Below are 11,684 nucleotides of genomic sequence, written 5' to 3' on the forward strand. Positions count from 1 at the left end.
TGTTCGTTTACAGTTATTTTTTCTTCTTCATCATAAACAATTCATAGCCATTTTTTCCATTTAGCCCTTATAAAACAAAAACGCTTTGAGTTTATTAAAACTTAAGCGTTTTTGTTCCATCATTTCCGTATAAACTTGTGAGTGGAAATACAATTATTATCATTCGTAATGAACTTTACTTCAAAATACGTATCTTCAATCTCGACAAGGGCAAAGCTTTTTTCTTTACGACCACGTGGTTTTAATAAGCTCCCCGGATTTAAAAATAACACATCCTCAATCATTTCAGCACCAAGAATATGAGAGTGACCAAAACATGCAATTTGTGCGTCTACCTCTTTGGCACGATATGATAATGACAAGATTGAAGTTTTAACATTGAATAAATGACCATGTGTTAGAAAGACTGTTACGTTCCCTATATCGAATACTGCTTCATCCGGAAAGGCTTGATCGATATCACAATTTCCTCGTACTTTCTTCATGCCATCTAGTGCTTTATGTGAGAATGGAAGCTCACTATCTCCACAATGAATGAAAGTATCGACATTTGGGTAAAAGTCACGAACTTTTTCAATCACATTACTATCGCCATGTGTATCACTCATGACCAGTATTTGCATGGATATCACCTCTTATTTTATAAGATTCGGCAATTGTTCCTTCAACTTACGAATCGCATTCCCACGATGGGAAATTGCTCCCTTTTCTTCGGCTGTTAGTTCAGCCATCATACGATTTAAGCTTGGTACGAAGAAGACAGGATCATAACCAAATCCATTTGTACCACGTTTTTCGTGTGCAATGACACCTTCACAAGTACCAAAAACTGTTGTCGTTTCAAAATCAGGGCCAGCAATAGCAATGCAACAGCAGAAGCGTGCTGTACGCTTTTCATCTTCGACATTTTTTAGGTTTTCTAATAGCTTAACCATGTTTGCTTCATCATCATGGTCACCAGCATAACGTGCAGAATAAACACCAGGCTCACCATTTAATGCGTCAACAGCTAAGCCACTATCATCAGCAATAACAATTGTGCGTAGCTCTTTTGCCAAAGTTTCTGCCTTTATGATTGCATTTTCCTCAAAGGTAGTGCCTGTTTCTTCTATTTCCATTTCTGATGCAACATCAAACATCGTTACTACTTCATAGCCAAGTGGACCAAATAATGCTTCGAAATCTTTTGCTTTTCCTTTATTTTTAGTGGCAATCACTACTTGATTCATGTTATTCATTTCCTCCCACTTTGTTAGCCAATTCACCTAATGTCTCTTTTTGAAGTGCAATCAATTGTTGAATGCCCTTTTCACCTAACGCCAGCAGTTCATTTAATTCTTCACGAGAAAACGTTGCTTCTTCGCCTGTCCCTTGTAGTTCAACAAATTGACCTGCTCCTGTCATAACGATATTCATATCTACGGCAGCAGCGACATCTTCAACGTAGTTTAAGTCTAAAACTGCCCCTTGATCCTCTACAATACCAACACTTGTTGCAGCTAAATAATCTGTCACTGGGAATTTTACTAGTTGTTTTTCTTCTGCAAGTTTGGCAATTGCTTGTGTCATCGCTACAAATGCTCCTGTAATTGAGGCTGTACGTGTGCCTCCATCTGCTTGAATCACATCACAATCAATCCATACAGTACGCTCACCAAGTGCTTCTAGGTCAACGACAGCACGTAATGCACGCCCAATTAAACGTTGGATTTCCATTGTACGGCCATTGACTTTGCCACGAGATGATTCGCGCGCTGTACGCTGTGCTGTTGCACGAGGTAGCATCGAGTACTCTGCAGTAATCCAACCTTTGCCTTGTCCACGTAAAAACCCAGGAACCTTATCCTCAATCGTTGCTGTACAAATTACTTTTGTATTGCCTACTTGAATTAAAACTGAGCCTTCTGGGTGTAATAGATACTCACTATCTATTTTCACAGGACGCAGTGCATCTACATTTCTTCCATCAAATCTTGTCATCATTTTTTCCTCCTAAAAACTTTCGCGCCCTCATCTTACCATAATTTTAACCTTCAAAAAAGTGCATGGTCCGTTATGTAAAATGCTAAAAACGGCAAAAATCAGCCTAGCACCATTGCTAAGCTGATTTTTTATTTTAATGTAATACGTTTTATATTAAGAGTACCTTGCTCAAGCCAATTTTCAGCAATCGAACGGAAAATTGGAACAGAACCAGTTGCATAAAATTTATGAGCAGGTACTGCATCTGGGTCAGCCAAAGTGCCATTATACGCAAGCATTTCTTGAACATCCTTCGCTGTTTCCTCTGCGGAAGATAGTACAAAAACTTCTTCTCCGACAACAGTTTCAATTTGTTTTTGTAATATTGGATAATGCGTACATCCTAATATGACTGTATCAAATTGTTCATTTTTCAACGGCTTTAAGCCTTCTTCAATTAATTTATTTGCAAATTCACCTTTATATTCGCCACTTTCTACAAGTGGTACGAATGTTGGACATGCTAGTGGAATAATATGTGTTGACGTATTCAATGACAGTAATGCTTCCTCATACGCCCCACTTTTAATTGTTCCTTCTGTTGCAAGCACAACGACTTCATGTCGCTTCGTTTTCTTTACAGCTGCACGTGCGCCAGCATTAATAACGCCTAGTACCGGAAAAGGCATATTTCTTTGTAAACTTTCGAGTGCTACTGCAGTCGCTGTATTACAAGCAATGACGAGCATTTTGATATTCATTTTCTCTAGTGCTTTTGCCATTTGCCAAGTGAAATTTCGTACTTCCTGACGAGTTCTCGGACCATACGGACATCTTGCTGTATCACCAATATAATAGATCGTTTCGTTTGGTAATCGCTTCATTATTTCTTTTGCTACGGTTAAACCGCCTACTCCTGAGTCAATAACGCCTATCGGGGCATTCATACTTTCCGCCTCAATCCTGTTTCATGTGTACATGTAGTTTTTCTAAATAGCTTGATAATTGAGCGACTTCTTGTTCGTTAAAACCAACAAGCTTCTCTTGCAAATATTGCTGTCTTTTTTCAATTACTTCTTGAATAATACGTTCGCCCTTTTCGAGAAGATGAACAACAACGACACGACGATCATTTTCGTCACGCACACGCTTGACTAATTCATTTTTCTCCATTCGGTCCACTAAATCTGTTGTTGTACTAAAAGCTAAGTATAATCGGTTTGACAAGTCGCCAATTGTTATATCTCCAAGCTCTTCTAACCACTGTAATGCAACAAACTGTGGCGGCGTAATCATATATTGTGAAACAATTTCTCTTCCTTTTTGTTTCACAATCGCCGCTATATAGCGTAATTCCTTTTCAACCGTTGCAACGGTTTCAGGTGAGTGCTTTGTTACTTCATCCGACATATAACTATTTCACTCCTAAAAATACGTTGAATAGTTCTATTTTGTCGTTTTTTTTCTAAAATAGCAAGTGTCCATTTAGTCTAATTTGAATTCTTCTAAGCGTAACAGCTCAATTAACGCTTGAGATCGATTTGTTACACCTAACTTTTGAATTGTATTGGAAATGTGATTTCGCACTGTTTTTTCACTAATACCAAGTTGCTCTGCAATATCCCTCGTTGTTTTTTCAGCTAATAAAAGCGCAAATATTTCACGTTCTCGGTTCGTTAAAAGAGAACGATGATGAGAGCCATTCATTTTCAGTTACACCCTCCTCCCCCGCACGTATTGTAACTTATGTTAAGGAATGAGGAGCGGTGACGGCTATTTTCATGAATATCACGTGTTTCCTTAAAAAATTCGGAAATTGCTTCCTTAAATTTGTGGATTTTATGTAAAAACGGCTTATCACCAAAAGTTAGGGATGGCATTTGTTAAATCGTATGCCATTTATCTAAGCTGATTTCCGTTCCGACTGGGCTACTTCTTGGTGATCAACGTCACAGATGAGACCCTGACGAAGGCTCAAAGCATCACGTCCTGTGATAACGCCTTCGTGATCAACATCCTTTTGGCCAAGCCGCTCATCGGACCCCCAGTCGGAAATCACCCCCACGTTATGGTGAGCCTGTAAAATTGCAATTTCAACTGCGAAATCACCACTTTTATTCATTTCACCGAGTGAACTTCCTCAATTAAATGGAACATATCACTGTCACTAAATTGCTACAGACAATTAACTTTCGCAATTTGCTTCAATATTAAATAAACACTAAACTTGCTAAGTGAGTCTTTGCTTCTTCAGATAAAGGTACACTTTTCCCAGTTCGAGGATCCATTTGTACAACTGTACCACGGCCCGTAAAGCAAACCTCATCATGTTGATTTTTTGCTAAGTAATGAATATCCATTGATGCATTTCCTACTTTCGCTATCTTCGTATAAATTTTTAGTACATCATCAAAGAAAACTTGCTTCACGTAGTCACACTGTAAGTCTGCTACTATCGGAATACCGTCCACATTTTCATCAATTGCTGATGGCATTAGAATGCCTAAATGGCGAAAATAATCGATTCGTGCCTGTTCAAAATATGTAAAGCTAACTGTATTGTTCATATGACCGAACATATCCGTTTCTGAAAAACGTACACGCACCTCAGTATAAAATGAAAAATCCTTTGCCCATTCCTGAAAATCTTCGATATAATTTGCTTTCATCTTAGCCATCCCCCTAATTTTCATTTGCTTCCTCCTAAAAGTACAAATGGAGTTAGCGAATCAAAATGAATACATATTCATTATAAAGGAAAATACTATATTATCATAGAAAATTCAGACTTTTTCTCAATTTATCAACAAACTTCCTTATCTTCGGTGCCAATCGACTATCCTTATTCAATCATTAGCCCAATGCCTAAGCTGTATTTGTAGAAACCAACTAGTTTTACTGACAACGGGAAGCTTCTTCAAATGCTCTGCTGACTGACTGCCAGGTCTCCTCGTTTCGTTGTCATAAACACAGTTAGCATCTTGATCTTGATCTCCTAGTTAATGAACTCTTGTAGTTTATTAATCTTTATCGAATAATGCCCCTTAAGATAGCACTTCCTATAAAACATAAAAAAACTCCCTCACACATTGAATGTAAGGGAGTTTAGCTTGTACTATTAGTCTACGAAGTGGTCAGAACCGAAGAAGTTACGGAACATTTGCACTGTAGTTGCACGGTTTAATGATGCGATAGATGTTGTTAAAGGAATACCTTTAGGACAAGCAGCTACACAGTTTTGTGAGTTACCGCAGTTTGCAAGGCCACCATCGCCCATAATTGCATTTAAACGTTCGTCTTTAATCATTGCACCAGTTGGGTGAGTGTTGAATAGACGTACTTGTGATAACGGTGCTGGTCCGATGAATGAAGCTTTTTCAGACACGTTTGGACACGCTTCCATACATACACCACAAGTCATACATTTAGATAATTCATAAGCCCATTGACGTTTACCTTCTGGCATACGTGGACCTTCACCTAAATCATAAGTACCATCGATTGGAACCCATGCTTTAACTTTTTTAAGTGCGTTGAACATACGTTCACGGTCAACTTGTAAGTCACGAATAACTGGGAATGTTTTCATAGGCTCAAGGCGAACTGGTTCAGTCAATTGATCAATCAGTGTTGAACAAGATTGACGTGGACGGCCATTGATAACCATTGAACATGCACCACAAACTTCTTCAAGACAGTTCATGTCCCATGCAACTGGTGTTGTTTTTTCACCATTTGACATAACTGGATGCTTTTGAATTTCCATTAAAACAGAAATGACGTTCATACCATGGCGGTAAGGAACTTCGAATTTCTGCCAGTAGCCATTGCCACCTTGTGTATCTTGACGTAAAATTTCAACTTTTACCATTCTTCCAGTATTAGCTGCGATATCCATAATTCTTAGTCTCCTTTCGCAGAGTAATCACGTTTACGTGGTGGAATTAATGAAACGTCGACTTCTTGGTACGTGATAATTGGATCACCAGTAGTTGGGTCAAATTTCGCCATTGTAGTTTTTAAGAACTTCTCATCATCACGATTCGGGAAGTCAGGCTTATAGTGTGCACCACGAGATTCGTCACGTAATAATGCACCTTTTGTCATTACTTTCGCTAGGTAAATCATATTTTTCAACTGACGCGTAAAGTGACCACCTTGGTTACTCCATTTTTGTGTATCGTTGATGTTAATGTTTTCCCAACGTTTTTGGAATTCATCAAGTTTTTTCAATGTATCTTGAAGTTGATCGTTGTAACGTACTACTGTCATAGTAGCAGTCATCATTTCACCAAGCTCTTTATGAAGTAAGTAAGCGTTTTCTGTGCCATCCATTTTCATGATAGCATCCCATTTCGCTTGTTCTTCTTTTACGCGAGCATCGAAAATTTCCTGTGGAAGATCTTCAGCATGCTTTTTAAGATGTTTAACATAATCAACTGCGTTTGGACCAGCAACCATACCACCATAGATAGCAGATAATAATGAGTTCGCACCAAGACGGTTTGCACCATGTTGAGAGTAATCACATTCACCTGCTGCAAATAAACCAGGAATCTCAGTCATTTGGTTGTAGTCAACCCATAATCCACCCATTGAGTAGTGAACTGCTGGGAAAATTTTCATTGGTAATTTACGTGGGTCATCACCTACGAATTTTTCGTAGATTTCAATGATACCACCAAGTTTTATATCTAATTCATGTGGATCTTTATGAGAAAGATCTAGGTATACCATGTTTTCGCCGTTGATTCCAAGTTTTTGGTTTACACAAACGTCGAAAATTTCACGTGTTGCAATATCACGTGGTACTAAGTTACCATATGCAGGGTATTTTTCTTCTAAGAAGTACCAAGGTTTACCGTCTTTGTAAGTCCAAATACGTCCACCTTCACCACGAGCTGATTCTGACATTAGACGGTTTTTGTCGTCTCCAGGAATAGCTGTTGGGTGAATTTGAATGAACTCACCATTCGCGTAAGTAGCACCTTGTTGGTAAACGATAGAAGCAGCAGAACCTGTATTAATTACAGAGTTTGTTGTTTTACCGAAGATAATACCAGGGCCACCAGTTGCCATAATAACAGCGTCTGCACGGAATGATTTAATTTCTTCTGTACGCATATCTTGCGCTACGATACCACGACAAACGCCGTCAGGATCAACTATTGCACCAAGGAATTCCCAGTGCTCATATTTGTTAACTAAACCAGCTACTTCGTGAGAACGAACTTGCTCGTCTAGCGCGTATAGTAATTGTTGACCAGTTGTCGCACCAGAGAATGCTGTACGGTGGTGAAGTGTACCACCAAAACGACGGAAATCAAGAAGACCTTCTGGAGTACGGTTGAACATAACACCCATACGGTCCATTAAGTGAATAATACCAGGTGCTGCATCACACATACCCTTAACTGGTGGTTGGTTCGCTAAGAAGTCCCCACCGTATACTGTATCATCGAAGTGAATCCAAGGAGAATCCCCTTCACCTTTTGTATTTACCGCACCATTAATTCCGCCTTGCGCACATACAGAGTGTGAGCGTTTTACAGGAACTAATGAGAATAAATCAACTTCAGTACCAACTTCAGCTGCTTTAATCGTTGCCATCAGACCAGCTAGACCACCGCCGACAACAATTATTTTGCTTTTCGCCATGATTATTTCTCACTCCTCTTAAAAAATTGCAATGATTGAATGGACTCTATAGTAACTTCTATTAAATTATACGAAAGATAAAATAGCAGCCACACCAACTACACTTAGAATTACGAAAATAATGTTTGTTACATAAGTAGCAACCTTTTGAGACTGAGGAGATTGTGTAATACCCCAGCTTACTAGGAATGCCCATAAACCGTTTGATAAGTGGAAAGTTGCTGATAAAATACCAACAATATAGAATCCAAGCATTAGTGGATTCGATACGATATCTGCGATCATATTGAATTCAACATCTGCACCTAACGCTTTTTGGATACGCGTTTGGAAAATATGCCATGCAATGAAAATCACTAAGAATACACCAGTGAAACGTTGTAATGAGAACATCCAGTTACGGTATGTACTGAAACGCCCTGTGTTTGGTGAAGCAGTGAATGCAATGAAGACACCATAGAATGCGTGGAACAGTAATGGGATATAAATAACTACCCACTCAATTACTAACAGAAGATTGTGTGGAATTAAATCCATCTTACTTACTGCATCATTGTAAGCTTGTTCACCACCAACAGCAGTGAAGTTCATTGACAAGTGGAACATCAGAAACAGACCTACTGGAATGACACCAAGTAGAGAATGTAAACGACGCCATAAAAACTCTCGATCTTTCGACAAGACTGTTACCCCCCTTAGTACTTAAAATAGCACAACAAAAGAAGTCATCATTTTGTAAATGATACCTCATTGACTGTGTATTTCATCATGGTACAATATTATGACATGTTTATTGTACTCTCAAGAGCTACGAGCGTCAAGGTAACTTGGAGTTTTTCATAGCCCTTATTAAAGAAACAATCTAGTACGTGATGCATCATTTTTTCTCGAAAAATCTACCTTTACTTTATTGAGGTTAAATTTTAAGAAAATTCTAAGAAAGAAGGATTTCAATGTTAAACACTTCATCTCCTACAATCTCATCATTTGGCTATGAGATAATTCGCGATCATATTCTATCTACTATTCTTGGCAAACATGAAGATGATGTCCTTTATTGGGCAGGAAAAGAGCTTGCTAGAAAGTTCCCTTGTAGAAGTCAAGATGAAATTATCGCATTTTTCGCAGATGCCTGTTGGGGTAATTTAGAGCTTATGAAAGAATCAAAGGATGGACGTATATTCCTATTGACAAATGATCCAACAATTTTACAAATCGGTTTGCGTAGCTTTAGACTTGAAGCAGGATTTATAGCTGAGCAAATCCAGCAAGCAAAAGGTTATTTAACAGAATGCTATGATGAAAAACGTGAAAAGCATCAAAACGTTATGTTCACAGTAAAATGGGACGTCAAAGAACGAATCATGCACACCCTACCTACCGAATAAAACAAAAAGGATTGTCATTCCAAATTGCTGGATGACAATCCTTTTCTCTATTCATAACTGAGCATGTCTTTCTTTTAAAAGCACATCTATTAACGAAATAAATGCTTCCAAAATATTAAGTGAGTGTTGAACCATTTCTTCTAAGTTACTATTTGACAGTTCATTAACTAATTTCTGAGCAGCCGTATGTACTAATTCATGAGGTTGTTCTATATGACGATACTCTGGTAAATTCTGATATTGCTCAAAATGCCCATAATACCATTTCCCAAACGCACATTGATGATGCGTTTTTAATATTTCTTTATGTCCAGCTTTTTGAATAGCAATTCGTAAAAAACTAGCATGATCCATTAACCTCGCTGCCAATTGGCTAATTACCGTTTGCTCTGATGGCTTTCGAATTGTCGGTACGATAGCTTTTAGCATTTCAGATACTTGATTCTGTACAATTTCTGAAAAGTCACTTGTATGTGATAATTCAGTCAGCGTCACCGCTAAACTGTCTACAGCTACTACGTTTTCCTCTGATGCAGCTGTCATTTGATGAATTCCGTGTGCAACTTCTTCAAAATTTTTACTTGTTACTGTCAGATTAGTAATATTGCCTTTCATGATACTTAAAAAATCAGTAAAGTAATGTTCAACTTGTTCAATATTTTCTAATGTGTTATGTAATTGCCTATCGATGACTGATCGAATCTTCGTCATTTCTTGCAATGAATCTTTCGAGCTATTAGCTAACTTTCCTACCTCCAACGCGACAACATTAAAGCCCTTCCCATGTTCACCAGCACGTGCAGCTTCAATTGAGGCATTTAAGGCTAGTAGTTGTGTTTGATCGGCAATCCCGGTTACACTTTTACTAATATCATTCATTTTACTCATTTCATTATTCAGCTGTTTTGTTGAATGAGCTCCTTTAGCTAACAGCTCCTGAACCATTTCACCTTTCGTAATGGATGATTCCATTTCGTCTACTAGTAGTAACGAATGCTGTTTTATTTCTTGAATATTTGCATTAACATTTTGCTCAACAGCCAGCATCTCTTCTGTATTTGACGACATTTCTTCAGTCATTGCTGAAATATCTCCTACACTTGCTGAGACACTTTGAACCTTTAAAATCGTTTGAAAATTAATTAACTCCATATGCGCTAGTACAAAATCTAAAATCGCATTTTTCACATCAACGCTTTCCTGCTCAAGTTCCAATTGTAGAATTCGTTTTTTTAATATTTGTATTTCAGAATCGTTGTGTTTCTCAACGCCTTCATTAATTGGCTTTTGAAATAAACCTAATAATGCCATACAAATTCCCACCTTTTCCTTGGTAAAACATGTAATTACACTTTATTATACAACAATAGTAATATATAAAATATCAAATTTATATAAAGAAAAAATAGGATGTACCTTTTACCGACACATCCTATTCATTATTATATGTAAAGCGCATGTTCTAAATTGAATTCATCGTGTAATGCATTTGCTGCACGAATCATTTCGTCTTGAGGTACAACAACAGACACTTTTATTTCAGATGTACTTACCATTTTTACCGGGATACTTTCACGACGTAAACGATCAAACATACGGGCAGCAACGCCTGGATTAGATGCCATACCTGATCCAATAATAGAAACTTTCGCTAAGCCGATTTCGAAATCAGCAAAACTAAATCCTAGTGATAGTTTACTATCTTCTAAGACCCGTAATGCTTCTGCAAACTCCTCTTTTGAAATGGTAAATGATACAGTCGGCTTTAATCCATCTATTATTGCTTGCACGATTATATCGACGTTTATGCGATTTTCTGCAAGTATTGTGAACATATCTGCTAACGAAGCATCAGAATAAGCATCATAACCAACTGTTAAACGAATAACATCTGACTCATAGGCAACACCACGTACAATTAAATTTTTCTCCATCTCAACTTCCTCCTTCAATAAAGTTCCTACTGTATCGATTACACTCGACCGAATAATAACTGGCATTTGAAACTTCTTTGCTAACTCTACAGCTCGCGGATGTAAAATTCGTGATCCTAAATTTGATAGCTCTAGCATCTCGTCATAGGAAATTTCTTTTAGCTTTTGTGCTCTAGCTACATGACTTGGATCAGCTGTATAGACACCATCCACATTTGTGTAAATATCTACGCGCTCTGCCTCCAACGCTGCCGCAATAGCTACAGCCGTCGTTTCCGCTCCACCTTTACCAAGCGTCGTAATATTCTGTGAATAATTGATGCCTTGTACCCCAGTAATTACAACAATTTGTCCTTGTGCAAAGTGTTCCTCAATACGACTTACATCAAGATAATCTATACGTGCATTACCATGCATATCATCCGTTTGAATACCCGCTTGCCATCCTGTTAATGACACTGCACTGTATCCTTCTTCCTGCAAAGCAATTGCCACTAACGCACTTGATAGTTGTGAGCTTGTCGAAAGTAATACATCTAGTTCACGCTTAGACGCATTATCTGATAGATCACGAGCCATCTTTGCTAATTCTTTCGTCATATTCGCCATCGCCGCTGTTACAACGACAACATCATACCCTCTTTCTCTTTCAGCTAGCGCCCTTTTCGCAACATTTTGAATGTGCTCTGTCGATGCTAATGCAGCACTACCAAATTTCATCACAATTCTCGCCATCTTTACC

At 38.1% G+C, this 11,684-nt stretch carries 14 protein-coding genes; 1 reads left to right on the top strand and 13 read right to left on the bottom strand.

The window, feature by feature from the left end:
- Positions 1–119 precede the first annotated feature (119 nt).
- The 11 genes from QUF91_RS20405 to QUF91_RS20455 form a co-directional block, all read right to left on the bottom strand.
- Entirely contained in the window at positions 120–623 is a 504-nt protein-coding gene (locus QUF91_RS20405) for a metallophosphoesterase (RefSeq protein ID WP_289419185.1), read from the bottom strand.
- Positions 624–635: 12 nt separating this feature from the next.
- Complete coding sequence (locus QUF91_RS20410) at positions 636–1,229, bottom strand: XTP/dITP diphosphatase (RefSeq protein ID WP_289419186.1); 594 nt, start codon at positions 1,227–1,229, stop codon at positions 636–638.
- A gap of 1 nt (position 1,230) precedes the next feature.
- Positions 1,231–1,980 (bottom strand): ribonuclease PH, encoded by a 750-nt coding sequence (gene rph / locus QUF91_RS20415; protein WP_285396005.1) that lies wholly within the window; start codon positions 1,978–1,980, stop codon positions 1,231–1,233.
- Positions 1,981–2,111: 131 nt separating this feature from the next.
- On the bottom strand, positions 2,112–2,909 hold the full coding sequence (gene racE, locus QUF91_RS20420) for a glutamate racemase (protein ID WP_289419187.1): 798 nt from the start codon (positions 2,907–2,909) through the stop codon (positions 2,112–2,114).
- Between the two features lie 10 nt (positions 2,910–2,919).
- Positions 2,920–3,372 carry a MarR family winged helix-turn-helix transcriptional regulator gene (locus tag QUF91_RS20425; RefSeq protein WP_285396007.1) on the bottom strand — a complete coding sequence of 151 codons (453 nt, stop codon included), beginning with the start codon at positions 3,370–3,372 and terminating at the stop codon, positions 2,920–2,922.
- A 75-nt stretch (positions 3,373–3,447) separates the two neighbouring features.
- Positions 3,448–3,669, bottom strand: a complete 222-nt coding sequence (locus QUF91_RS20430) for a helix-turn-helix domain-containing protein (RefSeq protein ID WP_004226437.1) — start codon at positions 3,667–3,669, stop codon at positions 3,448–3,450.
- A 196-nt stretch (positions 3,670–3,865) separates the two neighbouring features.
- A complete protein-coding gene (locus QUF91_RS20435; protein ID WP_289419188.1) occupies positions 3,866–4,027 on the bottom strand; it encodes a hypothetical protein in 162 nt (53 codons plus the stop codon).
- 145 nt (positions 4,028–4,172) lie between these two features.
- Positions 4,173–4,631, bottom strand: a complete 459-nt coding sequence (locus QUF91_RS20440; protein WP_289419189.1) for an acyl-CoA thioesterase — start codon at positions 4,629–4,631, stop codon at positions 4,173–4,175.
- Positions 4,632–5,080: 449 nt separating this feature from the next.
- Positions 5,081–5,860 carry a succinate dehydrogenase iron-sulfur subunit gene (sdhB, locus tag QUF91_RS20445; RefSeq protein ID WP_285396011.1) on the bottom strand — a complete coding sequence of 260 codons (780 nt, stop codon included), beginning with the start codon at positions 5,858–5,860 and terminating at the stop codon, positions 5,081–5,083.
- A gap of 5 nt (positions 5,861–5,865) precedes the next feature.
- Positions 5,866–7,620: a succinate dehydrogenase flavoprotein subunit gene (gene sdhA, locus QUF91_RS20450; protein ID WP_285396012.1), complete on the bottom strand. Its 1,755-nt coding sequence runs from the start codon at positions 7,618–7,620 to the stop codon at positions 5,866–5,868.
- 66 nt (positions 7,621–7,686) lie between these two features.
- Positions 7,687–8,301, bottom strand: a complete 615-nt coding sequence (locus QUF91_RS20455) for a succinate dehydrogenase cytochrome b558 subunit (RefSeq protein ID WP_285396013.1) — start codon at positions 8,299–8,301, stop codon at positions 7,687–7,689.
- A gap of 272 nt (positions 8,302–8,573) precedes the next feature.
- Between QUF91_RS20455 and QUF91_RS20460 the strand changes: the two genes are divergently transcribed.
- Complete coding sequence (locus QUF91_RS20460; RefSeq protein WP_285396014.1) at positions 8,574–9,008, top strand: YslB family protein; 435 nt, start codon at positions 8,574–8,576, stop codon at positions 9,006–9,008.
- A 51-nt stretch (positions 9,009–9,059) separates the two neighbouring features.
- On the opposite strand, the gene QUF91_RS20465 is transcribed toward QUF91_RS20460, so the two are convergent.
- Together QUF91_RS20465 and QUF91_RS20470 are read right to left on the bottom strand one after the other, a co-directional pair.
- Positions 9,060–10,319 carry a methyl-accepting chemotaxis protein gene (locus QUF91_RS20465; RefSeq protein ID WP_289419190.1) on the bottom strand — a complete coding sequence of 420 codons (1,260 nt, stop codon included), beginning with the start codon at positions 10,317–10,319 and terminating at the stop codon, positions 9,060–9,062.
- A 131-nt stretch (positions 10,320–10,450) separates the two neighbouring features.
- Positions 10,451–11,677, bottom strand: a complete 1,227-nt coding sequence (locus QUF91_RS20470) for an aspartate kinase (protein ID WP_285396016.1) — start codon at positions 11,675–11,677, stop codon at positions 10,451–10,453.
- Positions 11,678–11,684 lie beyond the last annotated feature (7 nt).

This window comes from Lysinibacillus sp. G4S2 (genome assembly GCF_030348505.1).
Taxonomy (GTDB): domain Bacteria; phylum Bacillota; class Bacilli; order Bacillales_A; family Planococcaceae; genus Lysinibacillus.

Bases quoted from the DNA above. Each gene is read 5' to 3' on its own strand.
- QUF91_RS20430 (WP_004226437.1), bottom strand. From the start codon at position 3,669: ATGAATGGCTCTCATCATCGTTCTCTTTTAACGAACCGAGAACGTGAA.
- rph (WP_285396005.1), bottom strand. From the start codon at position 1,980: ATGACAAGATTTGATGGAAGAAATGTAGATGCACTGCGTCCTGTGAAA.
- QUF91_RS20405 (WP_289419185.1), bottom strand. From the start codon at position 623: ATGCAAATACTGGTCATGAGTGATACACATGGCGATAGTAATGTGATT.
- QUF91_RS20440 (WP_289419189.1), bottom strand. From the start codon at position 4,631: ATGAAAGCAAATTATATCGAAGATTTTCAGGAATGGGCAAAGGATTTT.
- sdhB (WP_285396011.1), bottom strand. From the start codon at position 5,860: ATGGATATCGCAGCTAATACTGGAAGAATGGTAAAAGTTGAAATTTTA.
- racE (WP_289419187.1), bottom strand. From the start codon at position 2,909: ATGAATGCCCCGATAGGCGTTATTGACTCAGGAGTAGGCGGTTTAACC.
- QUF91_RS20470 (WP_285396016.1), bottom strand. From the start codon at position 11,677: ATGGCGAGAATTGTGATGAAATTTGGTAGTGCTGCATTAGCATCGACA.
- QUF91_RS20425 (WP_285396007.1), bottom strand. From the start codon at position 3,372: ATGTCGGATGAAGTAACAAAGCACTCACCTGAAACCGTTGCAACGGTT.
- QUF91_RS20465 (WP_289419190.1), bottom strand. From the start codon at position 10,319: ATGGCATTATTAGGTTTATTTCAAAAGCCAATTAATGAAGGCGTTGAG.
- QUF91_RS20460 (WP_285396014.1), top strand. From the start codon at position 8,574: ATGTTAAACACTTCATCTCCTACAATCTCATCATTTGGCTATGAGATA.
- QUF91_RS20410 (WP_289419186.1), bottom strand. From the start codon at position 1,229: ATGAATCAAGTAGTGATTGCCACTAAAAATAAAGGAAAAGCAAAAGAT.
- sdhA (WP_285396012.1), bottom strand. From the start codon at position 7,620: ATGGCGAAAAGCAAAATAATTGTTGTCGGCGGTGGTCTAGCTGGTCTG.